Origin of the sequence: Anaerosporomusa subterranea (genome assembly GCF_001611555.1) — a bacterium.
Taxonomy (GTDB): domain Bacteria; phylum Bacillota; class Negativicutes; order Sporomusales; family Acetonemataceae; genus Anaerosporomusa; species Anaerosporomusa subterranea.
This window is the reverse complement of sequence record NZ_LSGP01000017.1, coordinates 282,521-308,567: the sequence shown is the minus strand read 5'-3', so window position 1 is coordinate 308,567 and position 26,047 is coordinate 282,521. Positions and strand designations below refer to the sequence as shown.

General features: G+C 48.5%; 23 protein-coding genes. 3 read left to right on the top strand and 20 right to left on the bottom strand.

Annotated elements, in window-relative coordinates:
• Positions 1-9 precede the first annotated feature (9 nt).
• The 15 genes from AXX12_RS08960 to AXX12_RS08890 all read right to left on the bottom strand — a co-directional run bounded on the left by AXX12_RS08960 (position 10) and on the right by AXX12_RS08890 (position 15,739).
• Complete coding sequence (locus AXX12_RS08960; RefSeq protein WP_066241200.1) at positions 10-1,020, bottom strand: GYF domain-containing protein; 1,011 nt, start codon at positions 1,018-1,020, stop codon at positions 10-12.
• 16 nt (positions 1,021-1,036) lie between these two features.
• A complete protein-coding gene (locus tag AXX12_RS08955) occupies positions 1,037-1,765 on the bottom strand; it encodes a hypothetical protein (RefSeq protein ID WP_066241195.1) in 729 nt (242 codons plus the stop codon).
• A 116-nt stretch (positions 1,766-1,881) separates the two neighbouring features.
• Positions 1,882-3,534: an AAA family ATPase gene (locus AXX12_RS08950; protein ID WP_082816781.1), complete on the bottom strand. Its 1,653-nt coding sequence runs from the start codon at positions 3,532-3,534 to the stop codon at positions 1,882-1,884.
• Positions 3,535-3,842: 308 nt separating this feature from the next.
• Positions 3,843-4,595, bottom strand: coding sequence for an ABC transporter permease (locus AXX12_RS08945; RefSeq protein WP_082816780.1), 753 nt, complete (start codon positions 4,593-4,595; stop codon positions 3,843-3,845).
• Positions 4,592-5,518, bottom strand: a complete 927-nt coding sequence (locus AXX12_RS08940; RefSeq protein WP_066241186.1) for an ABC transporter ATP-binding protein — start codon at positions 5,516-5,518, stop codon at positions 4,592-4,594. Before AXX12_RS08940 ends, AXX12_RS08945 begins: the two co-directional genes overlap by 4 nt.
• 203 nt (positions 5,519-5,721) lie before the next feature.
• A complete protein-coding gene (locus AXX12_RS08935) occupies positions 5,722-6,429 on the bottom strand; it encodes an ABC transporter ATP-binding protein (protein WP_066241184.1) in 708 nt (235 codons plus the stop codon).
• Entirely contained in the window at positions 6,416-7,204 is a 789-nt protein-coding gene (locus tag AXX12_RS08930) for an ABC transporter ATP-binding protein (protein ID WP_066241181.1), read from the bottom strand. The genes AXX12_RS08935 and AXX12_RS08930 overlap by 14 nt, the downstream gene beginning before the upstream one ends.
• Positions 7,205-7,212: 8 nt before the next feature.
• Entirely contained in the window at positions 7,213-8,091 is an 879-nt protein-coding gene (locus AXX12_RS08925; RefSeq protein WP_066241178.1) for a branched-chain amino acid ABC transporter permease, read from the bottom strand.
• Position 8,092: 1 nt separating this feature from the next.
• Positions 8,093-8,965 carry a branched-chain amino acid ABC transporter permease gene (locus tag AXX12_RS08920; protein ID WP_066241175.1) on the bottom strand — a complete coding sequence of 291 codons (873 nt, stop codon included), beginning with the start codon at positions 8,963-8,965 and terminating at the stop codon, positions 8,093-8,095.
• A 256-nt stretch (positions 8,966-9,221) separates the two neighbouring features.
• Positions 9,222-10,382 carry an ABC transporter substrate-binding protein gene (locus AXX12_RS08915; RefSeq protein WP_066241172.1) on the bottom strand — a complete coding sequence of 387 codons (1,161 nt, stop codon included), beginning with the start codon at positions 10,380-10,382 and terminating at the stop codon, positions 9,222-9,224.
• A 700-nt stretch (positions 10,383-11,082) separates the two neighbouring features.
• The gene (locus AXX12_RS08910; protein ID WP_066241169.1) at positions 11,083-11,358 is read right to left on the bottom strand and encodes a hypothetical protein; all 276 of its coding nucleotides are present in this window, start codon (positions 11,356-11,358) and stop codon (positions 11,083-11,085) included.
• 34 nt (positions 11,359-11,392) lie between these two features.
• Complete coding sequence (locus tag AXX12_RS08905) at positions 11,393-12,922, bottom strand: CYTH and CHAD domain-containing protein (protein ID WP_066241166.1); 1,530 nt, start codon at positions 12,920-12,922, stop codon at positions 11,393-11,395.
• A complete protein-coding gene (locus AXX12_RS08900) occupies positions 12,889-13,425 on the bottom strand; it encodes a SixA phosphatase family protein (RefSeq protein ID WP_066241163.1) in 537 nt (178 codons plus the stop codon). Before AXX12_RS08900 ends, AXX12_RS08905 begins: the two co-directional genes overlap by 34 nt.
• 245 nt (positions 13,426-13,670) lie before the next feature.
• Positions 13,671-14,807: a DUF362 domain-containing protein gene (locus tag AXX12_RS08895; protein ID WP_066241161.1), complete on the bottom strand. Its 1,137-nt coding sequence runs from the start codon at positions 14,805-14,807 to the stop codon at positions 13,671-13,673.
• A gap of 149 nt (positions 14,808-14,956) precedes the next feature.
• The gene (locus tag AXX12_RS08890; RefSeq protein WP_066241156.1) at positions 14,957-15,739 is read right to left on the bottom strand and encodes a serine hydrolase; all 783 of its coding nucleotides are present in this window, start codon (positions 15,737-15,739) and stop codon (positions 14,957-14,959) included.
• 166 nt (positions 15,740-15,905) lie between these two features.
• On the opposite strand from AXX12_RS08890, the gene AXX12_RS08885 reads away from it, so the two are divergent.
• The gene (locus AXX12_RS08885; protein WP_082816779.1) at positions 15,906-17,141 is read left to right on the top strand and encodes a M20 family metallopeptidase; all 1,236 of its coding nucleotides are present in this window, start codon (positions 15,906-15,908) and stop codon (positions 17,139-17,141) included.
• Positions 17,142-17,208: 67 nt separating this feature from the next.
• On the opposite strand, the gene AXX12_RS19595 is transcribed toward AXX12_RS08885, so the two are convergent.
• The gene (locus AXX12_RS19595) at positions 17,209-17,349 is read right to left on the bottom strand and encodes a hypothetical protein (RefSeq protein ID WP_197470683.1); all 141 of its coding nucleotides are present in this window, start codon (positions 17,347-17,349) and stop codon (positions 17,209-17,211) included.
• Positions 17,350-17,450: 101 nt separating this feature from the next.
• Here AXX12_RS19595 and AXX12_RS19285 point away from each other — a divergent pair, with 101 nt between their 5' ends.
• Together AXX12_RS19285 and AXX12_RS08880 are read left to right on the top strand one after the other, a co-directional pair.
• Positions 17,451-17,588, top strand: a complete 138-nt coding sequence (locus tag AXX12_RS19285; RefSeq protein WP_156478617.1) for a hypothetical protein — start codon at positions 17,451-17,453, stop codon at positions 17,586-17,588.
• 258 nt (positions 17,589-17,846) lie between these two features.
• Positions 17,847-19,808 carry a methyl-accepting chemotaxis protein gene (locus AXX12_RS08880; RefSeq protein WP_231881849.1) on the top strand — a complete coding sequence of 654 codons (1,962 nt, stop codon included), beginning with the start codon at positions 17,847-17,849 and terminating at the stop codon, positions 19,806-19,808.
• A gap of 254 nt (positions 19,809-20,062) precedes the next feature.
• Here AXX12_RS08880 and AXX12_RS08875 read toward each other — a convergent pair whose 3' ends face one another.
• The 4 genes from AXX12_RS08875 to AXX12_RS08860 form a co-directional block, all read right to left on the bottom strand.
• Positions 20,063-21,718 (bottom strand): methyl-accepting chemotaxis protein, encoded by a 1,656-nt coding sequence (locus AXX12_RS08875; RefSeq protein WP_066241153.1) that lies wholly within the window; start codon positions 21,716-21,718, stop codon positions 20,063-20,065.
• A gap of 209 nt (positions 21,719-21,927) precedes the next feature.
• A complete protein-coding gene (locus AXX12_RS08870; protein ID WP_197470682.1) occupies positions 21,928-24,015 on the bottom strand; it encodes a protein kinase domain-containing protein in 2,088 nt (695 codons plus the stop codon).
• Positions 24,016-24,141: 126 nt separating this feature from the next.
• Entirely contained in the window at positions 24,142-24,693 is a 552-nt protein-coding gene (locus AXX12_RS08865; protein WP_066241148.1) for a DUF4412 domain-containing protein, read from the bottom strand.
• A 114-nt stretch (positions 24,694-24,807) separates the two neighbouring features.
• Positions 24,808-26,019: an NADP-dependent isocitrate dehydrogenase gene (locus AXX12_RS08860; RefSeq protein WP_066241145.1), complete on the bottom strand. Its 1,212-nt coding sequence runs from the start codon at positions 26,017-26,019 to the stop codon at positions 24,808-24,810.
• Positions 26,020-26,047 lie beyond the last annotated feature (28 nt).

The window sequence follows — 26,047 nt, the reverse complement described above, 5'->3', positions numbered from 1 at the left end:
TTTCCTCCCCTAATAATCGATCCTTCTCCCACCGCCCGGTAATGCTGAAATAACAATACGACTACGGATCTTTTCTACTTGATGCGGTTGCAGCTGCAATAATTCTCCAACTTCCTCAACAGATGAAAAGAATCTCCTGCGTTCACGCTGGCTAACTAAAAATCTGGCCTGGTCAAGGTTTATTCCTGGCAATCCGAGTAATTCATCCACAGTTGCGATATTAATATTAAGTAAACCATGCAGTTCATCGCTAACTGATAAACCGCCCATTGGCTCGAGTTGCTCACGGGTGGGCGGTAATGATGGCGACGGCAGCGGCGGAGGACCTGTCCTAACAAGATTAGCCAATTCAGAAATGTCCATAAAGTCTAGCCAGTTGGCCATACCATCTTTCCACCCCAAGCATGTATCAGGCTGTATCTGTTTCGACGATACCAAAGCTTTAATGGTATCTAGATGATAAGGGCCATAGGTCTGGCCGTTAACTGAGATAAACCATTCTTCGAAACGATTATCGCCTTTCTCTGGCTCACCAACCGCTGCTTCACTATCAACGCAATACTTGCCGCATATTTCTGATGCTGATTCTATGAAATTCGCCAATTCAAGAATAGACGCCGAATTGAGGCAGGCAAGCGATATCCAACGCGTCCCGTTAACCTTGATACCCCTGCCCCCACCCTTAAAAGATAAAGAGGTGCTTGCAGCCACTTCAAAAATTTCTTTATATGGAAGGTACGTCCCTTTACTACTCATGACTACCTCAGTCCAATAAATCCCATGCAGAGTCAATACGAGGCCCTCATCAGCCGCCCCAAATACGGTGTTATCTGCTAACGCCAGCAAGCCATCCTTCTTTACGACAGGAGCGTAAGTCCTTTTGGCTGCTTCCAGCTTCTTCTCCGGAATATCAGGATACAGATATAAGTTGCTGCCTTTATGTATATCGTTAAAAAATAAGTTAGCAACCTCATCTTCACAAGCTGATAATTGAAGACCGAAAAATTCATGATAGCTCATATACCCTCTCCTGTAGCTAGCTTTCGATCACTACTGTTAAAACAATAGAGTTATCCTCCAGAACCTCCTCATTCTCAATACATAGGTTCCGCTCCGCCAGTTTTTGTTTAACCCGTTCATAGGTTGCTTCCTGGACATTTCGCTTATAGTCCTCATCGAGAAGTGATAAATAGGCAAAAGTCGAGCTCATAGTAGAAGTCGTCTCTATCTCCACAGTAAAAGGAGCCTCTCCCTGCTGCGAGAATTGAAGGGACATTTCTCCAATCAAAGCCTTAAATGAGCTTCCTAAATCCGTTTTTATAGTAGCGCCATACTCGTTCAATGTCTTGCGCAGCAGTTGTCCGTTACAAAAGTTAGTCGGATACTTCGGTGTAGGTTCAACTTTAATTTTATCGGTTTGCCCTTCCATATGAAAAATCCGGCGATTAGACTTTGCCTCTAAATCCTGTATAAACCATTGGATATTTTCTTTTGAATCATATTTTGAAAACACCGCACTCCAACAATGATCTCTTAACTCCCAAAAGAAAAAAGCTTTTTCAGCGTTAATATGAGTTTTGATCGTTGAGCCCCACTTTTCAGCATCGTAACCAGCTCTTTTTATCGTTCTAACTAAATCAGTTTCGTCTTTAAAATTAGTTGGGAATGTGACTTGCATAGAATTTACCCACTGCTCAAAATTCTCTTGTCCCATCACTACTCGCATAGCTAGAGCCACAGGCAGCATCAGCAAACAAACTGACATCGGTTATCCTCCTAAACGTCTATTGTACGGACACCGTATAATAGTAACTGTAATCCGCTTCTTCCGTAGCTCTCACACCGTTAACCCCAGCTAACCATTGATAACTCTTTGGCTCGTCAGAAGTCGATAGTACGGCCGCCCCGCGTAGTGCGAACATCATCGGCCACATCATTAACCTGACTCACGTACTCGATTCGATCATCCTGGCTTGTCGCCGCCACAGCACGGACATTGGCCCATTCGCGAATACCACGAATTTGTTCTGCTTGGGTAATAGACAATGGAACAGTTTGGCTTATCGCTTTCAGAAAATCATCAAGCAGGATACTGCGGTCTTCAGAAAACGCCTCAAACAAAGCCGATGTTACGACATGCTCAATCTCTGCTCCCACGAATCCCTCTGTCACTTGAGCCAAGCATTCCAAATTATTCTCTTGGATCTGGAACCCGCCAATTACCTCTCGGTCACGCAGCCGTTTTTCCAAATGAACCCGGAGAATTTCCACCCTCTCACGATGGGTTGGCAAGTCAACGAAGAAAATCTCGTCAAACCGCCCCTTTCTTAACATCTCGGCCGGTAAAGCATGAATATTATTGGCAGTTGCCGCTACGAAGACCGGGGCAACTTTCTCTTGCATCCATGTTAAAAAAGTTCCAAATACTCGACTGGAGGTCCCGCTATCGCCAGCAGTGCCGGTGGAACTGAATCCTTTCTCAATTTCGTCGATCCACAAAATACACGGGGCAATTGCCTCTGCTGTTTTGATGGCGCTGCGCATATTTTCTTCGCTGCTGCCCACAATCCCGCTGAATATTTTTCCGATATCGAGACGCAACAACGGCAATTGCCACATGGCGCTGATTGCCTTAGCCGTTAAACTCTTGCCGCACCCTGGAACCCCGGTAATCAATATACCTTTGGGAGAAGGCAGACAGTATTTTTGCGCTGAATCATCCCATGACTTGTCGCGGCGTTTTAGCCAGCGTTTCATATTTCCCAGCCCGCCGACATCTTTCATATTAAGATCAGATTTTATAAATTCTAGAATGCCTGTCTTTTTAATAATTTGACGTTTCTCCTCAAGAATTACCTCTACACTCTTGTTATCCAGTCTGCCTGTTTCAACCATCGCCCTGGCAAAAGCATTTTCCGCCTCCTGCAATGTCAGGCCTTGAGCCGCCTTAGCAAGACGCTCAGCGTCACCAGGCTTTAGATCAATTTGAATCCTGCCGCTATCGCGATTGACCAGAATCATTTCATCCAGTACCCTTTTTATTTCTCCGGAACTTGGTAAATCAAAATCAAGAATGGTTACATCCTTTTGTAAATCATGCGGCAATACCAGCGTGGGACAGACAAAAACTACATTCTTTGGTTTAGCGCTCCGCTTAAGCAGCGTAATAGTATCTCGAATCTTACGGATTACTTGAACATCTGCAACCCTTCCCTGACACCCAAAGTGAATATGAAAGTCCAATAAAACAAATACGGCTGAACCATCGTATTTCTCAATGAATTCAAAGGTTTTTAATGCATTTTTAGTATCTTCCTTTGATGGCTGTTGACCTTCTCCACCTAATCCGGTGGTCGCTTTCCAAACAAACACATTACGAATGGTTTTCACTAAAGACTCACTTTTTGCTACTCGCTCGATCGCAGACAATACCCGTTCCTCTTCCCAGGTAGATATATATACATAAGGAAAACGGGCTTTAAACAAATTAGCCAGTGCTTTTTCAAATGTTGTTAATTCGTTATCCATTACCATTCTCCATTCTTTATTTCTACTAAATATTCGTGGCTAATTTCGAAAAGCCTCCTAATATTATATTATATAAAGGTAGAAAACCCCAGAAATGGGCAGGTTGACGGGATTTTAGTGGCATACATATCACATTTTTTATCACAGCTTTGTGTTTATAGACCGAACGTCAAGAACTAGAGTAATACGGACAAAGTCTAGTAGGAAGAATCATATTAGCCTCTAAAGCCCCTACCTAGACATATAAAAAAGATCGCTCAAAGAGGCCTCCTCAAGTTGCACTGAGGAGGCCTCTTTTCCCACAAGGATCACAGCTATGAAATCAGCCGCTTTTCCATAAGTCTAACCGCTAGCCAAGCCGCCACCGTTGCCAGCAGAGCTAAAACTCCGGCATGAATCAGCAGTCCGCTCGCAAGCCAACCTAACGATAGCGCCCGGCAAACCTCAACAACATGGTACAGTGGATTGAGCCAAACCGCCCATGCTAACCAGCCAGGCATAGCGTCCACTGGAAAGAAGATGCCCGCGAAGAGGTATAGCGGGGTGATGAATAAGGTTATATAGTAGTTAAAGTAATCAATATTTGAAATATAGCCAGTAAACGCCAGCGCCAGGAAACTAAACGCCAGCCCCGGCAAAGCCAGAAACGGCGGAATCGCTAACGCCCAGATAGAGTTGACCTGTCCCAACAGGGTGATGACCAGCAGAATGGCTGCCCCGAAGCAAACCGTCTTGACTGCACCAAATAGCGCTTCGCCCCAGATCACGTCCCGTACTGTTATTGGCGCAGCTAGCATGGCATGGAAGGTCTTTTGATGATGTAGCCTGATAAAACTGCCATAGGTACATTCAAAGGTAGCAGCAAACATTGCTGACGAAGCAACCATACCAGTGGCGACAAACTGTATATAGCTCAACCCTTTCATTTCGCTGACAAAGGCGCCAATGCCGAAGCCCATAGAACCGAGATAAAGCAATGGCTCAATGCAGTTATACATCACATTAGATAACCAGGTACGGCGGAACACTGTCATATGCCGGCCGAGAATGCGTAGAGCGGAAATCATTCGTCCCCCTCCCATCCAGTCAGCTTCAGAAAAACATCTTCTAACGTGGAAGGCCGCAGAATGCAGGCATGTGCCGGAACGCCCCAGGCGGCAGTCTGCTGCCATAGCTCATGACCTTGATTGCTATAGAGAAACAGGCCCTCAGCCACGGTCATGACTTGTCCGCCCGCGGCTGTCACACTTTCACTAAAGCCAGACGGAATCCGGTCAAGCGGCAGGTGGACTTCAATCACTTCAGACATCACATGGGCTGCGACCAATTCAGCCGGACTTCCCTCAGCCAGGACCCGGCCTTCATGCAACACAATCAGGCGATCGCAAAGTTGCGCCGCCTCCTCCATATAGTGAGTCGTTAGGATAAGAGTCACGCCGTCTGCTTTTAGCCCCCTAAGTTTCTGCCAAACCAAGCGGCGAGCCTGCGGATCAAGTCCGGTCGTCGGTTCATCAAGAATAACCAGTTCTGGACGATTCATCAGCGCCCTGGCAATAACCAGCCGCCGCTTCAAGCCACCAGACAAGCTATCAACTGATGCATTTTCCTTTTCTTCCATGCCCATGAAGCCAATCAACTCACGACCGCGTTGTAAAGCTTGATCCTTAGCCAAACCGAAGTATCCGCCATAGATAATGAGATTTTCGATCACAGTCAAGTCAGGGTCCAGGTTGTCCTCCTGGGGTACGACACCGATCCGGGACTTAATCGACGAAGGCGTCAGACTGATTGGCTCACCAAACAAACGCAATTCACCCGCTTCGACGGTCGATAAGCCGTAAATCATCCGCATGGTGGTGGTTTTTCCTGCGCCATTATGGCCTAACAAGCCAAAGCATTCACCAGGTCGAATGAAAAAGGAAATGCCGTTAAGGGCGCGAAACGAGCCGTAATTCTTGCCTAAATTAGTTGCTTCAACAATGTAGTTCATGTATAACGCCCCTTTGGGACACCCTCTTTTAGAGATGACGATTCCACGGAGGTCACGGAGTACACGGAGGTGCTCACGGAGAGCTCTCGCTTTTGTACGCCAGCAATCTGGCAGAAATATCGTTCCCTCTGTGTCCTCTGTGTATCCTCCGTGCACTCCGTGGAAAGTATACCTGTTTCTGGCCTCTGTTTCTTATACCGATGCTAATGTTTTATCCCCAAATACGCCTGCTGAACGAGAGGATTCTCTGCTAATTCCGGTCCCGGCCCAGACAGGACAATCCGTCCGGTTTCGAGAACAAAGGCGTCGTCAGCCATCTCCAGCGCCTGATTGGCGTTTTGTTCAGCGAGTAGGATGGTTGTGCCGCGCGAGCAGATGTCAACAACAGCATCAAGCACACTTTCTACCAACAGTGGCGCCAGGCCGAGCGAAGGCTCGTCTAACAGCAGCAGCTTGGGTCTCGACATCAGCCCGCGGGCAATTGCCACCATCTGCTGTTCACCACCCGAAAGTGTCCCGGCGTATTGCGTCAGCCGTTGCTTCATGACCGGAAACAAGGCGTACATCGCCTCAAGGTCATCAGCAATGCCCTTTTTATCATTGCGCAAGAAAGCGCCCATCTGTAGATTTTCCTTTACCGTAAGGTTGGCGTAAAGCCGCCGCCGTTCAGGCACTAAACAAATTCCTAGCCCCAGTACTTCGTGGGGACGGCGCGGCAAAGGCTTACCCTCGAAGCTGATGGTACCTGCAGCTGGCAAAAGTGCACCTGCCAAAGTCATCATTAGTGTTGACTTGCCGGCGCCGTTAGCGCCAACCACAGAAACGATCCTGCCAGGCTTAATGGTTAGGCTGATGTCGCGCAGAGCTTCGATATGCCCGTATTTTACCGATAACCCCTTAATTTCGAGCACGTCGTTTGCTCCTTTCTCCTGAGCCAAGATATGCCTTAAGTACTTCGGGATTTGTCTGAATTTCTCCGCCTGCCCCCTCGGCAAGCTTTTGGCCAAAGTTCAAGACCACAATTTTATCACATAGTTGCATGACAACATCCATGTGATGTTCGATCAGTAATGTTGTCAGGTTATAGCGATCATGCACCGTCCGGATCAGTTTGGCCAGTTCGACTGATTCCTCTGGGTTCATGCCTGCGGCAGGCTCATCTAACAGCAGCAGTTGCGGCTTCAGAGCCAGTGCTCGGGCAATCTCCAGTTTGCGTTGCAAGCCGTATGGCAGACTTTCCGCCTTCAGCTCCGCCTTGTCAGCTAACCCGAGCGCGTCCAGGTATTCCATGGCCTGACGGCGCGTTTGGGCTTCACTGCGCAGTACCTTTGGCAAGCGCAATAGTGCCTGTACCAGACTATACTCAGCTACACGGTCCACTGCGATGCAAACATTTTCGAGCGCTGACAGGCTGCGGAACAAGCGAATATTTTGAAAGGTGCGGGCAATTCCCTTGGCAACGATGTCATCAGGACTGCAGCCACTGATGACTTGCCCTGCAAAACTAATAGTGCCGGAGGATGGTTTATATACTCCGGTTATTAAATTAAATACTGTCGTTTTACCTGCCCCATTCGGCCCGATCAGACCGACAATTTGACCAGTCTCGGCAGTAAAGCTAATATTGTTACAGGCGGTTATGCCGCCAAACTGTTTACCCAATTGGTCAAGACGCAAAAATTCCATTTCTCACCTCAACAAGGCTTAGTCCCGCAGGACCGAACCCTTTTCCACAGATTCCGCCAGGTATTCCAAGAAATCTCCTGGTGCCCGAACAAGCCCTGTGGTCTAAACACCATGATAGCTACCAACAGAAAGCCATAAGCCACCAACCGCCACATGCTGGCCACGCGCAAGGCCTCCGGCACAGCGACAAAAACAATCGCAGCCAGCGCTGGTCCGGTCAAGCTGCCCATGCCGCCAGCGACTACTCCGGCGGTCAATTGGGTGGAGAGCGCACCAGTAAACATCGATGGCTGGATGAAGGACACATAGTGGGCAAACAGTCCGCCAGCCAAACCGGCGGTCACCGCGCTAAAAACCAGCGACCGCATGCGAATCGTAAACAAGTTGATGCCCATCATCTCTGCAGCGGTAAAATCCTCCCGCACAGCAATAGCCGCCCGCCCATATCGGGAGTGAATAAAGTTGCGCGCTACCCAGAGTACGATAATGGTTACAACCAACACTGTGGGCAGATCAGTCTCCAGCGCAATGCCTGGCAGACCGCGCGCCCCTTGGGTGATATCGAGGTTTTCCAGCAGCACCCGTACTGCTTCGCCAAAGCCAAGCGTCGCAATGGCGAAGTAGTCGCTGCGCAGCTTCGCTTTCAATGTTGGGTAGCCGATAATCACTCCGACCAGACCGGACATCACACCACCAGCTACCAAAGCCAGCCAGAAATTGACCTGATAAAAGTAGGTTAGAATGCCGGAAGTATAGGCTCCAATCGCGACAAATGCGGCATGTCCAAGCGAAAACAAGCCGGTAAAGCCGGTAAAGACGGCCAAGCCGACTGTGGCAATCACATAAATTAAACTGAAGGTCAGAACGCCGCTGAAGTATTCAAACATGCTACACCTTCTCCTCGAGATATTTGCCGAACAAGCCAGACGGCATTACTAAGAGAAGTACTACCAATAGGGAAAAACTGAATACATCGCGGATCGCTGAAGATATGTAGGCAGACACAAAGGTCTCTAGCACGCCTAAGAGCAACCCGCCAACGACTGCCCCGGGCAGACTTCCCAAGCCGCCGATAACAGCTGCAATATAGGCTTTATTCGTAATCCACCCCATCGTGGGATAGACCATATATTTCATCCCTAAGAACACGCCAGAGATGCCCGCCAGCGCTCCGGCGAGCAGAAACACCAGACCAATCAAGCGATTGATATTAACGCCATTAATTTGACTGACTTGCATATCATACGAGGCAGCACGAATCGCGATACCCATCTTGCTGTTTTGCAAAAACCAGTGCAACCCATAAATCGCGACAGAAGAAAAGACAATCGCAAATGCATCCAAAATACCAAGCGAAGTGCCCAAGACATTTAAATTCTGACGAGTCAGAACCTCAGGAAACGCATAAAACCGCGAACCGATAGTAGCATAGACGAGGTTTTCCAAAAAAATCGCTGTGCCCATTGCGCTGATCATGAAATACAGAGAGGAAGCATTACGGCGCCGCAGACTGCTATACGCAATCTTCTCATTGGCATAGGCCAATATTGCTGAGCCGATAATAGCAGCTAGCACGGCGACAAACAGCGGCTGTCCCATTTGTGTCAAAATATAATAGCCAGCATAAGCACCTAACATAATGATTGAGCCATAGGCAAAGTTACTAAAGTTCAATACGCTGAAGACCAGAGAATAACCAACCGCCATCAAGGCGTATATTCCGCCAATCGCCAGCCCAGTGACCAATGTTTGTATGAACATGAAAATCCTCCTCGGAACTAATGGCCAGCGTCGCGCGAATCGCGCCGATAAAGAAAACCGCTAAGACGGTCCTATGGGAAAAAAGGAAGGAAAACGTTAACCGCAGAGTACGCAGAGTACAGAGAGGGAACCGCAGAGGGCTACGGATTGTTATATAAACAAATCTTAAACCCTCTGTGCACTCGACGGGCCCTCTGAGTACTCTGCGGTAAAAACGTACTCCATGTACTCTGTGGTAAAACGTACTTGCTGCTAATTACTGAGTAACAACCTTGGACTTAAAGACAAATTTGCCGCCTTTGACTTCTTGCATAACCGCAGGTTTATTCAGCGGGTTGTGGGTTTTGGGATCAATCGTCAGCTTGCCGGTGAGAACTGGCAGATCTTTGGTTTTTTCCAGTTGTTCGGCAATCTTGACAGGGTCAGCGCTGTTGGCTTTCTTGATAGCGTCAACAACAGCCAGTAGTCCATCAACCGCCATAACCGGATTCGGCAGAACCGGCTCTTGGTTGTACTTAGCTTTGTAATCAGCAATCCATTTTTGGATATCAGGATCGTCTAAGCTAGCAAGGTTAACAAAATAGGAACCTTCGACAGCCGATCCGCCGAGAGTGATTAGGTCAGGGCTGCCCCAGCCGTCACCGCCGAGGAATTTCGCAGTGATACCTAGGTCACGAGCTTGTTTCATGACCAGAGCGGCTTCTTTTTGCATAGTGGGAATAAAGATAACATCCGGATTGGCTTGCTTCACTTTGCCCAAAATGGCACGGAAATCAAGTTCACCTGACCGGAAGGCTTCGTTATTGGCAATTGTTCCACCTTGTTTGGTGAACTCTTCAATAAAGTATTTGCCTAGCCAGGAAGAATAGTCAGAGCCAACGTCATAGACCACAGCGGCGGTCTTAGCTTTTAGTTCCTTAGTGGCAAACTGTGCAGCAACCGTGCCTTGGAACGGATCGATGAAGCAGGTGCGGAAAGAGTATTTCCGGACTTGGTTGGTTTTATCATCAACGGTAACTTTCGGGTTAGTCGGGGTGGTTCCAATCATCGGCACTTTGCCCGGTTCAGTAACAGAGCTCATGGCAATGGCGACACCACTCTGGCCTGGCCCGATAATAGCGGCAACTTTGTCTTGGCTAACCAATCGCTTAGTCACGTTGACAGCTTCAGTCGCATCGGCGCGGGTATCATAGGCGATAAGCTGGAGTTTCTTGCCCAACACACCACCAGCGGCGTTAATTTTGGCAATTTCCATCTCGAGAGCATTTTTCTCAGCAATACCCCACATTGAGGAGTCTCCGGTCAGAGCTACGGCATGGCCAATTTTGATAACGTCTTCCTGTTTGGCGCCGCCACACCCGACCAAAGTCAGGGCAAAAACGGCAAGAATCGCCAGCGCAATCCATTTGCTTTTCATGTTTATCCCTCCAAAATAATCTAAACTTTCACCTCAGGAAACACGTCCCGCCTCCCCCCGGAATTCTTTCACCATGATAGTGGATAGGTATTCGACTTTTGGTTTTAATTTCCTGCAAAGCCTGAATTTTGGCTTTGCTGATAAGAGCGTGTTGCAAACACGCAACCATAAAATAGGGAGTCTGTTAGAAAATGTCCGGGTGTCGTTACATATGCGACTGACTGCAAATTGTTTGCAATAGCTTATCAGTTTCGTAGGCGCGACGAGGATTACGCAGAGCCGCGTACGCGGGGTACGCAAACAAGTAACCGCAGGAGCGATTGAGCAACTCTTGGCGCTTTAGCGCCGTAGTGTTGGCGGCATACCCCTTGCGGGTGCAACGCAGATGGGCGCTTTGTAACAGCCTCTACAGGAAAATTCCATCACTTGAATCATATTCTACATACTCCGCAAAAGAACCCAGCAGAGACTATCCGAATTTCGATTCTGCTACATAAGTAACGCGCCGAAGTAGAGATTAGTAGTACGATTCCACAGAGAATCTCTGTGTCCTCTATGTGTCCTCCTTTACCTCTGCGGAATCGTTCTCCGGCTATTTTTTTGGAAACTTCACTAGACTCTCTAGTTGTTTAAAAATTAAGGGGAAAAATGCTTCACAAAAGCATTTTTCCCCTATTTCTCTTGGCTATGAGACGAAAGATCATGAAGCTATATAAAACATCTCTTGCAGTTCCAAAAAGCCCTGCGGGTCATTGGCTCCTAAATATAACCACGCTGCGCTAAATTCGCGGGAACCAGGATTCCATTTAGAGAGAATCCTGCCATAGGGATGGCTTTTCTGATTCAACCAGTCAATAAACGGGCGTATCGATCCGCTGACAGAGAAGGAGAAAGGGCCGTATAATACGGAACCAGCGTTTCCAGAATCAGCGATCACACGTCCTGGTTGCAGCGATGTGGTGTGAGTATTGCCCATGGGCGTCTACCTCCATTGCTATAACTAACTTTACTTATGCGTCTAACCAGCGTTTGGCTGCCTGCCTGAAATTCCTCCATTGTCTCTGCAGTTGGCTGCGTGCAGATTGTTCACCCCTGCCTTGCCAGCCGGAGAGGATGCCGATATCCCGGTACACCGCTCTGGTGGCGCCCCTCGCTAAAGTTGTCAGCAGCCGGCCGGCAACTGCGCGGTCATTCAGAGTACCAAACAGATCTTGCATCGCTTTTATCTCAGTCAATAATTTTATGGATCGGCGATCAGTGTAAAACGGCATGGCTGCCAGCGTATAGCGAATCCGCTTCAGTCGTAGGCGTAAAGCATGCAGTTCTTGATCGTTTTCCCAATTAGCTGTTTTGCCAGCGTCAAGCAAAGCAGCTAACCAGCCGCCAATGCGCCAGCGAGCAAAAGCGCCAATTGTCGAAGGATATTCTCCTGGTTGCCAGGGGTGTCCTTCAGACCATGCCCACAGTTCTAATAGCTCTGCACTTAAGCGGCCCTGGTTGATGGTCTGGCTTACCTGCTCCAGTTGAGCCAAGCGCCGTTTACTAATAGTGTCTCCTAACCACGGCCTACTGTCAAAGGTAATGTAAGGGCTATTACACAATTCCTCCCACTCAACAGCCAGCACATCAAGATCCCGCAGTGGACCAAAAACACGCCCCCACTCAGCCAGCATCTGTTTCCAGGTTTGAAAGTCCTCCAAAGGTATGCATGGCTTGGCAAACACTAATAAGGAGCGAAGACGCCGAAGCTTCACTCGCATTTGATACGCGTGTCTGGGCTCGTCTGAATGCGCCAAAAAAGCCTGATAGGTGGAAAACAATTTGCCTACTGCGACAGACATTAGCAGTGATAGACCATCTGCCAACGCTGTTTGTATCGGTAAATCAACTACCGGTTTAGGTTGCTGTTCTGCTAATCCGGCCAACAGCAATGCGCGGAAGTACTTGGATTTAGGCTCAGGGGCGAGCGGTATTTCACGGGCGATAGCAGCTCCCAACCTTAGCAAAGCTACCGGTTGCCCTTCTTTCAGCTCTAATTCCACTTCGCGAATGGGCTCTGACAGTTCACCTGCCAAAATCTTGCCTTCATCAACAGCCAATTCGACTCGCGCAGCTTCGAAAGAAACTTCAGCCGCATAACGCTCAAACACGGTTGCAAACAGTGGTTGCAGCGGCTGATCGCCAATAGTGTCTAATAGCTTAGGTCCGATTGGCAACTCAGCAAACAATTCTGGTCTAGGTTCGCAATCAGGACTAGCCAGATTCCATTCTTCGCGTTGATGCAGACCGCCATCAGACGAGCCGTTTGCCTTTACCGTTGCAACCCAGTTATCGCCCTCACGACGTACCCGATAGGCGATACCGGCTTTTTGCAAAGACTGTTCGGCTGTATCATAATACCAGGCTTCCATGCGCGTGGTCGTCCAAGCATTCTCCGGCACCAACTGACCTATATATTCCGAATTCTGAAAGGCCTGCAAGACATTGTCGCCAGGCTGGAGCACTTTTAATTTGAGTTCGGTTTCGAAGTAATCTGGCATGCATTTTCTCCTTCTCCGGCGTTAGATTCGCTCATGCCCCAATGCGCCAGAACCTTCGGTAAAGCAAACCAACGAAGTTTGCCAATGAGCGGTTGCCGATGGCTGATCTTATAACAAGCGACAGCACCCGGTTTAAAGGGAAGCAATACGCCGCTAATTCGTTCAGACCAACCACTGAGACAAGGTTCGTGACCGATGATAAGCAGCATACTGTCTTCAGGCAGATCGATAATGCCGGTTATCAAGCTGTCGAGGTCGCCACTATAGATGGCTTCGTGCTCACTAATTGCAGTTACGCCCAGTGTCTCGGCAATAATATCAGCAGTCTGTCTTGCTCTCGGCAAATGGCTTGTCCAAATAATAAGCGGTTTGCCGCCCAGTATCTGCTTCAACCCGAGTGAGGCACTGAGAATACGCTGCCGCCCCGCCGCAGTCAATTCACGGTCATAATCGGTCCGGTGCGGCGGTTCAGCCTTGCCATGGCGCATCAGCAATATTTCCAAGCTTCACACACCTCCACATTTATCCTGAATATGTATTCGCCGCATTTTTATTCTGCCCTGCTTTGCATGCCAAAAACAGCGAAATTCCGCAACACACCCACTAAAAATCTGTTACGGAGTCAAGGACGGAGAACAATTAGCACAAAGATCGCAAAGAATCGAAGAGCGCAAAGGGATTTTATATATTTAATACCCTCTTTGCGACGCTTGCGCGCTTCGCGGGCTTCGCGATAACGTACCTCGAATCACCGTAGCCAGCGGATTCCCCGCCGGACGCCGCGCAGTATAAAGCCTTCGCGCAGCGACACGGCGTTATGGGGGCACAGCTCTTGGCAGCAGTAGCAGCGAATACAGCGCGAATAATCAATGACCGCCTTGCCCTCCTTGATAACCATAGCCTGGGGCGGACAATGTCTAACACAACGACTGCAGCCTACGCAGTTGGACTCAATCGCCGGACGTGCTGTCAGTTGTTGCTGACCGAAGCTGACAAACCAAGATGGCAGACGGCCGTCAAGTGATTCCAAGTTACGGGGTCGGACAAACGGAACTTTTACGTTCCGCGCGCTACCGGTCCGCTCAATTGCCGATAGCCCGGCTGTTACTCCCTGTCGTATAGCCTCTGCCGCAACCGGCAGTTTTTCAGCCGGAAAGCCCATCACATCAGCCATCACCAAATCAACAGCAAAACCGTTGGTCCCGCCCAAGAGCAAGCCTGCCTGCTTCGGAATACCATTACGCGGACCATTCCCTTCCATGCCGACAACTCCGTCAACCAGATAGAAAATCGGCGCTACCAGTTGGTTCAAATCGACTAGCATGGCGGCAAACTCACTGCGGCACTTTAACCGCAAATGGAACTGCGCTTTATCAGCGCCTACGATAAACCCAAATAAATTCTTCACTCCGCCGGTGATATCCATAAATGTGTGAGTCTTCATCTTTGCCAGCGAGATCACTTTATCGACAGAATATAGGTCCTTCGCCAAACTGAATTTCTTGATCATTTTACCATCCGGGAAGGCAACGGGAGTTGCTTCCTCAAACAGCAGCAGTTCCACGCCTTCTTCCTGGCACACCGCCCAGATACCGCAACGTTCAGCTGCTTTGCGGGTTCCGCTCACTCCAGGCGACTCGCCCACCACCGGCTTTGCACCAGCTTGCTTCACTTGGCGAATGACTGCACGCACGATCTCAGGATGAGTCGTCACCGCCCGCTCTGGCGGCAAACCCTCAACAATATTCGGCTTTAACAACACAGTCTCACCCGGCGAAACCAAGGCGCTAACGCCGCCCCAAACCGCGAACAGTTCGGCAACCGCTTTCTCAACCTCAGCATACCAATAAGTTTCGCAAACAGCCAAAGCCACCTTCTCCGTCATGCTTCCTCCTGATTTATCCAAAATTATATCTAAGCAGGGCGTTAAAAAAGGTCGAGATGCTAGGCAGCCTCGGAAATCTAGCAGTGCCGCGTACGATACGGGTACGCAAACAATAGATTTCCGAGGCTAACAACGCAGATTGGCCTTTTTTAACGCCCTGCCGGGCGTCTGAGTTCATTGTAGAGCTTCGCTGATATATTCGCGATAAAATCGCTCGCATAGGCTACAGGACGCTTAGTGCTAGTGTATACACTGATCAGGATCGCATCCTTACCATCATCGACGATCCCGACGTCGCACAGCACATCATCCAACTCACCGACTTTATGCATGACAGGAGTCTGCATGAAGCGTGGAATTTCTTCATCAAAAATAGAATTTGCCAGCTCTGCTTTCATTTTGCGCGACTTTTCCTTGCCTATGTAACGTTCGTTGTTAATGGCTTCAAATACCTTGGCCATCTCGTAGGCAGTTGTTACGCTGTGATATTGGTATTTGCGGAATGCGGCCTCGTTATGAATGAGCGTGCGGGATAAGCCGAGATCTCTGGTCACTCGGTTCAGAACATCTGATTTCTTCTCATCCACCTCAGATAAGATGGCTGCGAAATACTCGTTGTCGCTTACTACCATCATTTGGCGAATACCTTCATCATACCAGGCTTTCTTATCCGGCGATGCTGTTGGATAGAGATATTTATACGACGCCAACGCGACTACCAGTTTACTGGTTGACGCGGTCGGGAAAATGTCGTGTTCATTGATATCGAGCTTTTTGCCAGTCTTAAGATTTTTAGCATATACCCCAACCTTGCCATCAAATCCCCGAACATCGCGATATATCTCATCCCAAAGTGGCCCAGCAGCACACGTCGTCGTGCCGGCCATCATAAGACCTGCCAGCAGCAGTACAATGCCATATAGTTTTCTCATGTTTCACCTCCAATAAACAGTATTCGCCCTAAAACTGAAAAAATCCTCCGCCAGAGTTCCTAGACGCCGTTTCACATCGCAGGAGGGAGCAAGCAGGCATCACCTATTTTACATTTATATACATTTAAGGTATAATTAACTATATTAAAAATAGGAGGAATGCAAAATGCGGAAACGGATTATTGCCGCTACATTTGTTTTGGTTCTATTGCTTGCGCTTCCAGTCATGGCGGCGGAAAAACAGGAGGTCTATAGCAATGTCGAGTCAATGAGTCAGAAACTATTTGAAATCAATGACTTCATTCATGACAATCCGGAGACAGGCAACCAGGAATTCAAAGCTGTTGAACTCCTGACAAAAACACTCGAAGATAATGGATTCACCGTGGAAAGAGGGGTAGCCGGACTAAAAACCGCGTTCGTCGCGACTTATGTCCACAAAGGCGGCGGCCCGACCATTGGCTTTCTGGCCGAATATGATGCATTAGATAAACTTGGCCATGGCTGCGGCCATAGCATTATTGGCACGGCAGGTATCGGCGCCGGGATTGCCTTGTCAAAGAGCTTAGGTGACACGCCGGCAACTATTATCGTGTACGGCACCCCGGCGGAAGAGACGACAAGTGGCAAGTTACCCATGGTTGCAGCTGGCTTATTCGACAAACTGGATGTCGCCCTAATGACCCATCCAGGAGATCGGACAACAGTAGGCTCCAAATCGCTTGCCTTAAACCTTGTTGATTTTGTCTTTGAAGGAAAAGCTTCGCACGCCGCTGCCTCACCAGAAAAAGGCATCAGCGCTCTTGATGGGGTGATGATGCTGTTTAATGGCGTCGAGTACCTCCGCGAACATGTACGTTCGGACACCCGCATTCACGGTATTGTCACCGACGGAGGAGCGGCTGCCAATATCGTTCCAGAACGCGCTGCAGCTCGCTTCTACGTTCGCGGCGCTGACCGTAACTACCTCAACGGGGTGGTCGAGCGCGTATACAACGTAGCGCGCGGAGCGGCTCTAGCAACTGGAACTAAGGTAACTATTAAGGAAATCAAAGCCTATGACAACAAAGTGCTTGTCGAAAGTCTAAACAACGTATTGCTAGAAAACGCTAAAGCAGTTGGCGCGACCCAAATTCTGCCTCCGCCTGAGAGTACCGGCTCAACTGACTTCGGCTCTGTCACTTTCCGGGTCCCGGGAGCCGAATTAGGCATAGCCTTCGTGCCAGTTGGAACTCCTGGTCACTCCAAGGATTTCGTAGCGGCGGGAACGACTGAAACTGGCCATGCAGCACTGATCACTGCAACCAAAACGCTGGCAGGAACAGGCTATGACCTAATTACTAAGCCCGAACTGCTGAAGCAGGTGAAGGCAGACTTCAAAGCTCTGTCAGCCAGCAAGTAATATCTGCGTATTATAAACCGGCCTAGTATCCCCAGTCCATGGGGATACTAGGCCGGTTGAAAATTGCTTACTGTTCCACGCCAACCGGCTGTTTGGCAACAGCCTTGATTGGCACAGAATCAAGCACATACACCAACAGGAAGGTACCTACACAGGCGATCCATTGCATATAAATCACATGCGGCAGGATGCGAACAGTGGGAACCATCTGTATTCATATTTATTATGCGTTTTATGTCCAGTTATTAGGAATATGTTAATGAATGATTTTAGGCAAATGCAGCAAACTACGAACGAGGGGGTGTTTCTATGTTTCAAAAGAAGCGTCGCCAACCAATGTTTGACCTGGATATGGATATGAACATGGGCAAAATGGCTAAACTCCTGTTTGCTGGTGCCATGGTATATCTTGGGTCAAAGATGATTTCTGATGAAATGAGAGACTAGCCTTCCCGAACGCGAAAGGACTTTGGCGCACTGCCAGAGTCCTTTCGCGCTTAAATGCAAAAACTGCTAAGTCTTCCGTGTACCCTTTGTTTCTTCCGTGGTAACCGTACCTTTGTTTGAATACCGCCGCCCCTACCGTACAAACATTCGTACAGCAGGGGCGCTTCTTAATTACCAGAGTTGACACGATTCGACACTTATGTGATAATTTTAATCAGAAATAGTTATTTTTTTCCTATTCTCAAGAGGGGTGAAGAAGTGAAAAAGAGTTTACAGATGCGCCTAATTATGCTAATTGTCGTAGTTGCCTTCTTGTCAGCCACGATGGTCGGCGCAGTCAACATGTATTTGTCGGTCAGTTCGACAAAGGACAAGGTGGCTGAGAGCAACCAAACCATTGCCAGCCAGATCGCCAGTGAAATCGAGCGTTTTATGATCGACGTCCAGGGACTGGTCGAAGCGCTTGCGATTTCACCGACAGCCTACTCCATGGATGCAGCGGCTGTCCGCGAAATGATCGTGGCAGCACAACAGAAAAACCCGCAATATGAACTGATCTTTGTCATGGATACAAACGGCATGCAGATTGCTCGTACCTCTGGCAATTTGGCAAACAGAGCGGATCGCGCTTATTTTAAAGAAGCCTTATCAGGCAAAACCTTCTTTACCGATACCTATATTTCTGCTTTCACCAATGCGCCAACAATCACGATCTCAACACCGATTAAAAATCCAGCTGGGAAAATTGTCGGTGTATTTGCTGCCGATATTAGTTTAAAAGCAATTTGGGAGATTGCCGCCAAAAGCACTATTGGTCAAAGCGGCTATATTGATGTTGTTGACTACAAAGGCACCCTGATCGCCCATCCCAATAAAGAACGAGTCCTCAAGAATGAAAATGTAGCAACACTACCCTATATCAAGGACGTAATCACCGGCAAGGCAGGTAGCGCCGAAGGACAATCGACCGTAGGCACCGCTTCCCTAGTCGCCTACGCGCCGATGAAAATGCTCAAATGGGGTGTGTTAACTTATTTGCCGACTGCGGAAATTACGGCAATGGTATCCAAAAGTCTGGTTAGTATCGCGCTTCTTATTCTCGTCGCATCAATACTTGCCGGCATTGCCGCTATTTATCTTGCCAAAAGTATTATCAAGCCACTCAACCGTTTAGCGAAAGACGCCGATCAGATAGCCGAGGGTAATCTGAGTAACGTCATTAGCGCCAGCGGTGTGACTGAGGTTGATACTCTAGCTGCGTCATTGGAGACGATGCGCCTAGGTTTGCGCGACATCGTAACAAATATCATGAAGTCGTCCGAACAAATGGCTGCTGCTTCCGAAGAGCTCACCGCCAGCGCCGAGCAATCGTCACAAGCGACAGAGCAAGTCGCTGTCGTTATCTCAGAAGTAGCCCACGGTGTATCGAGGCAGACTAAGGCACTGGATGGTACTGCTGCGATAACCGAAGAAATGTCGGCCGGCGTTCAACAGATCGCAGCCAATGCGAATCTGGTGGAAAACACGACAGACAGGACGACTGCCGCAGCAGCTACCGGTCGAAATACGGTAGAGGCAGCAGTCAGGCAAATGAGCAAAATTGAAGAGTCTGTATCCGGCTCAGCGCAAATCGTCGCCAAACTGGGGGATAGCTCCAAACAGATTGGCGAAATTATCGACACGATTGCTGGTATTGCCAGCCAGACAAACCTGCTAGCCCTAAATGCCGCCATTGAGGCAGCTCGGGCCGGCGAGCAAGGCAGAGGCTTCGCGGTCGTGGCCGAAGAAGTGCGCAAGTTGGCTGAAGGCTCTGAGCAAGCGGCAAGGCAAATCGCCACGATCATCAGTCAAATCCAGGCAGACACCGAGGGTGCAGTTGTAGCGATGAATCAGGGTACCAAGGAAGTCGCCGCCGGCGCAAACGTAGTTCAGTCAGCAGGTGCGACATTTAATGATATTGCAAACCAACTTGGCGGCGTCTCCGGCCAAATTAAAGAAATCACGGCCGCCATTCACGAGTTGGCGCAAGGCAGCCAGCAAATTGTCGCTTCTGTGCGCGATATTGACCAAGTTAGCAAGCAAACTGCCGAGCAAACCGAAACCGTGTCAGCAGCAACTGAAGAACAAGCAGCCGCCATGGGCGAAATTGCTTCCTCCAGCCAATCCCTGGCAAAGCTGGCCGAAGAGCTGCAGCATTCCATCAGACGGTTCAGAGTTTAATAGAGGCTGTTACAAAACGCCATCTGCGACGCGCACGGATGCGCTAGTGTCGAACGCGCCAAGGATGGCATAGCGTTCGACCGTTGCACCCGCAAGGGGTATGCCGCCAACACTACGGCGCTAAAGCGCCAAGAGTTGCGCAATCACTCCTGCGGTGACTTGCTTGCGTACCCCGCGTACGTTGTTCATACAGGAAGGCCTCATCCGTCGGATGAGGCCTTCCTGCTTATTAGTAGGGTACTGGCGAAAAACGTTTATACCTTAAATTTTGCTACCAAATTATCCATTGTCATTGCCAATTGGGAGAGCTGGTGAGCCGTTGCAGTGAACTCCTCGATTGACGCGGTCTGTTCTTCAATAGCTGCCGCTGAATCTTCCGACTGAGCGGCGATATGTTTGGAGACTCCGGCAATTCCCTGCGAGGAAGCTGCAATCGCCGTAAAGTTGGCTGAAGCCTGTTCGTTTAACAGAGCGATTTCCTCTACTGCCTGTTTGCTGCTTGCCGACCCGGACATGATCTCGTGCAGTGCGCTGGCCAAATCGGCCACCGCTGTTTCGATGTGCGATAATTCGCCGCCCAATAGCGTATTGGCATTTTGCACAGTATCGACTTGCTGTTGAATCTGCAGGATTTTATCGGTGACGCTGTTGGCTGCTTGGTTTGTCTGCTCTGCCAATTTGCGGACTTCCTCGGCGACAACGGCAAAACCTCGGCCCGCTTCGCCGGCCCTGGCCGCCTCAATTGCCGCATTCAAGGCAAGCAGGTTGGTTTGACCGGAGATTGCTTTAATGAGATCAATAATTTGGCTGATGTCTTTCGAGTGTTCGGATAATCGCGTAATACTGCCTGTGACCTCGGTTACGGTTTGTTTTAATTGTTCGGTGCGGTCGCTGACGATCTTGGCGTTTTCGCCGCCTTTATTCGCCTGAAGCTCTGACTCCCCGGACAGATCGGATGCATCCTTGGCGTGGGCAACCATCTTGCGGATGCCGCTGGCCACATCTTCCGTATTGGCTGCCAACGCTGTCATGTTCTCATTTTGCGTATTTGCGCCTTCAGCAACATTTTGTACTGTAATCGCCACATGTTCAACCGCCCTGCTGCTCTCGTCGCTCGCCTTAGCAAGAAGTTCGGCTAGCTGGTTAACTTGCTGAGCCGTATCTTGTGAAACCTGGATGACTTTTTGCACATTAGCGATAAACAGGTTGAAGTACTTCGTCACTTCGCCGATTTCGTCCTGCCGGCTATCATCCAAGCGAACCGTAAGATCGCCCTCTCCGGTTGCCACCTGAGCGAAGGAAGACGCCAATTCGCGTATTGGTCGGATAACTTTATAAAGAATGATATACAAGGCAAATACCGCTGCACACAGCCCTAGCAGCGAGACTCCCACTTGAACTTGTTTGGACATCATAATTTTATTTTGCGAACTTTTGTCTAACAAATTAACCAGCTGGTTGACTTCTGACACATACTCCGGGACCATCAAATTAATTTGTTCTACTTTGACTTGCATATCCGGAGCGTCCTTTAGCCCGCGAAGCGACGCCTTGTATTTCTCCCAGAGGGTTTTCACTTTCTCATATTCCTGCTTACTCGCGGCATCGCTGAGAGCAACAAGATTTAGCGTCGCATCCCCTTTCGCAAAACCGTTGATTATCGTGTCATAGAAAGCAATCTCCTGCTCAATCTCATTACCCAAAGCCGCTTTCCGGCCAGCAGGTGCCGCAGCGTATTGGTTGCTGAGCAGAGCAAGTTTGTAGGCGCGAAACCGCATATTGCCAGACAAGTTAATCGCTGGCGCATCTCCCTGCAAAACGCCGAATGTATAAAAATTGATTCCTAACAAGCCGACAATAAAGACAAATAGTATAAATACGACTGTCAGTAGCTTAGTTTTGATTGACATAGTGAATCCTCCCCCGAGTATCGATATCAAAATATGGTATAAATTTCGCTAAAATTCGACATAATCCTTCTCCGTTAATAATAAATTTACAAACCGCGCACCCGGGAATCAAGCAATAAGGCAGACTATAGGCAAAATAACGATCACAGCCTCCAACTCGCGGTAATAGCGAGTTAAAGGCTGTGATCGTTCTGCGTTTTCAGTTCAACCTATAGCTTCCGCATGCGGAAAGACTGTTGTTCAGGCGACCATTCGACAACTGCTCGGTTTTTACCACTGTAAACAATAAGCTGTTTACCCTCGAGCTGTATCCCGGCCTGACCGTGGAGAAGTCCCATCGATCTGAGCATGCCAAGATCTGGTGCAAATAGTAAGCCAATTGTCTCTTTGCCGGTTCTGCCGATAATCTTGATTTCTTCGATAAAGTCGGATCCTACCAGGCGAAAATATATCAAGTCAGGCGTATTATCATCACGCAAATTGGCCGCATACCAACGCTGTGACCTGAAGTTACCGTACTCTGCCAGCAGACGACCATCCTGTGAAATCGCAACAGTACCCCGCGAGGAATTCTGTCGAGTGAGCGTAATTTGTTGACCAAGACCGTTGCCCAGCAAGTCGATCTCAAAACCTGTAGTATCGCCTGGCGGTACTTTTATTTCGTTTAACTGGCCACGAACAAAGTCTTTGTTGACATTTCGTTTAGCTCCCAGCGACTTCAAGAGCTGGGCGACTGGCTGATTACCGGCTGCCAGCATTTGATCAAGCAGAGTGTTGCCATGAATGTCCTCAGTATTAATCGCAGCCCCTTGCTCAATGACAAATTTAACAGAATTCATATTACCAGCCAGAATTGCCTGCTCCAGCAGGGTTCTACCGTGCTCGTCTTTGCTATCAGGGCCGCGCTTCTGCTGATCCATTAACAGTTTGAGAATCTGAATATTGCCTTGTTTAAGAGCGATATCCATCGGCTTACGGCCTTGATAGTCTTTACGATCAAGACTGGCTCCCTGAGCAATTAAATAGTTAACCATGGGGAACTGCCCGGCCTCGATAGCAGCCATCACCGCAGTTTCTCCAGTGTCTTGCGCTGCATGGTCCGGCTTATAGCCAGCAGCAAGGAACAGCTTAACAACCTCCTGATTGTCTGTGCGAACCGCTTGGAAAAATGCCTGTTCTGTAAACGGAATTCCCTTTTGGGTCAACTGGTTGACCGGAGTATGTTGGAAATACCAAACGCCAATACCGATAACTACTGCCAAAACCAGTAGCCAAATTTTCATTTTCGGGTTACGCCAAACAGGGCGAAGCCGTGCTGGTTCTGAGGGAAGCTCCGCAGTTTCTTCACTACCGGCTGCAGCCGTTCGTTGCGGAATATGTAGCATCGGCTGAGTTGTTAACAGTTGAGTGACATCCTCTCGGCTCTTAGGAATTCTGATCGTTTCATTTGACAGATATTCTTGAAATTCAGCAATACTAGACAGCCGGTTCTCGGGTAACAATGCCAGCCCTTTTTCCAATGCCAGCAGCAGTCCCGGCGACCCGGTCTGTGCCTCAATTGCAGGTTGGAAGCTATCCTTCGTCATACGGCTAACCGCATCTGGGGGAGCATGCCCTGTCAGCATATAATAAAGGGTTGCCGCGCAACCATACACATCAGTCCAAGGCCCCTGCTTCCCCTGCCTGTCATACTGCTCAATCGGCGCAAAGCCTGGTGTAATCAGTAATGAAAACCCCTGACTCAGTGCCTCAACAGTTTGACGAGCCGCCCCGAAGTCTAGTAAAATCGGCCGCCCCTGTGTCGTTATATAGATATTCTGCGGTTTAATGTCACGATGGAGAATACCCCTCGCGTGAATTTCTCTAAGCCCATCAAAGATCGGCAGTAATATTTCTAAAGCCGCTCGTTGTGACAATGAGCCGCCGTTTCTCTCCACATACTCCACTAGGGTTACGCCAGAGTAATAGTCCATCACCAGATAAGCGGTGCCATTTTCCTCAAAAAAATCAATGACCCGCACAATATTCGCATGAGCAAATTTCGCGAGTAAACGCGCTTCTTGCAAGAATTGCTCAAGACCTGCCGCAAAGATATGCGCATCATTCGCAGCATGTACTTCTACGCCGATCCCGTCAATACTGCGTCCGGCAATTTCACGCGGCAGAAACTCTTTAATCGCGACTTTACATTCAAGCTTTTGGTTATATCCTAAATAGGTGATGCCAAATCCGCCTGGATTACCAAGCACATTGCCAATCAGATACTGATTACGCAACAAGGTTCCGTACGGTAGCAATAAAGAGCTCCGCCGTGTACCCTCCCGATAACCGCAGATGGGGCAAACGCCCAGATTATGAGTTTGCTCAAAACAGCCTGGACAAAGAGGCACGAATCCACCCCCAGTTCACTTTCTGACCAGATATCAAAAAGGCATATCTATTTTTTGATACCCTGCAGGAATCTCAAACACGCTGCTTGGTGGTTCACCGATAACCAAGTTCCGGTACTCTTGCCACCAGCTGCCATCAATTGCCGCCATCTTCACAGGAAAGCCAGAATCTTTGGCACTCCATTGGAAGAACGATTCTTTTTGACCATTAGTGTTCACTGTTATACGATATTTATCAGCAGATTTGCCGCTAACCATCTCAGTTCCCAGATGTATCCGTTCCAATTCCCCTTGCGCCGGCTCCTTGGATGGCACAACATTGCCTTTACTGAGCCGCTGTTCCATATACATTTTCTCGCCAGGCATCAACATCCAGACAACCTGTTTATCCATTCTGGTGATTGTTATCATTTCATCTGTTTCAAAACGCATTTTTTCCTTGCCGACCAGAACCTTACCTTCCATTTTCTCATTACCTGATACAGTTATGAGATCTGCCGAGAAGTCACTAGCCAGCGCCGAATTTGATAATACGAAAAGACAAACCAGAGTAAACAATATCACATACCTGCCTATCCGTTTCATACATATCCTCCTTCACCTGCTACTGCCGTCTTCTTTCTCTACAAATAAGTAGATTTCCTTTTTTCCTACAAAAAGAAAAGAGCCAGCTACCGCTGGCTCCGCTGCCTGTACTCATTACAGAATGGCTATAAGACGTTTATTTACTTCTCGCAAGAAGTCTTCTGTATTTACAACCCTTTTTTGTCTGACTTCCGAAAGCTCTGCAAGGTCTTTGGTGATTACGCCTTCCTCAATCGTTTGAATCGAGGCTTTTTCCAATTTATTCGCAAAGTCAACTAGCTCGTTAAGTCCATCCAGTTCACCACGTTTTTTCAACGCTCCAGTCCAGGCAAAGAGGGTGGCCATTGAGTTTGTTGAGGTCTCTTCCCCTTTAAGGTGCTTGTAGTAGTGCCTTTGAACAGTTCCATGAGCAGCCTCAAATTCGTAATAACCTTCGGGAGAAAGAAGGACAGATGTCATCATTGCCAGACTGCCAAATGCGGTTGCCACCATGTCTGACATGACATCGCCATCGTAATTTTTGCAAGCCCAGACCACTCCACCTTCAGAACGGATTATTCTTGCAACAACATCGTCAATCAGAGTGTAAAAATACTCAATGTTGGCTGCTGCAAAATTATCCTTGTATTCGTTATCATAGATTTCCTGGAATAGATCTTTGAAGGTATGGTCATATGTTTTTGATATGGTATCTTTAGTTGAAAACCACAGATCCTGCTTTTGCTCTAGAGCATATGTAAAGCAAGCTCTGGCAAAGTCTTGTATTGACTGATCAAGATTATGCATGCCCATAATTACGCCAGGGCCAGCAAAATCATGGATTGTTTGCGAGGAAACCTCGCCGGATTCAGTTGTAAAAACAAGCTCAGCCTTCCCCTTAGCCTTGACCCGATATTCAATACTCTTGTATATATCACCATAGGCATGTCTGGCAATAGTGATCGGTTTTTTCCATGTTTTCACAAAGGGCTTAATGCTATCAACAATAATCGGCGTCCTAAAAACTGTTCCATCCAGGATAGCCCGGATTGTCGCATTCGGACTTTTCCACACTTGCTTTAGATTGTATTCTTTTACCCGATCTGCGTTTGCCGTAATCGTCGCGCACTTAACGCCAACTCCATACTTTTTTATCGCCAGCGCTGATTCTTCGGTTACCTTGTCATTAGTCTTATCTCTATGTTCAAGGCCAAGGTCATAGTATTCCGTTTTGAGTTCTATGTACGGGGTCAAGAGAATGTCTTTAATCATTTTCCAAATAACCCTAGTCATTTCATCCCCATCCATCTCTACCAAGGGGGTGAGCATCTTAATTCTTTCGGTCATATTGATTCTCCTTAATAAATTATTAGTG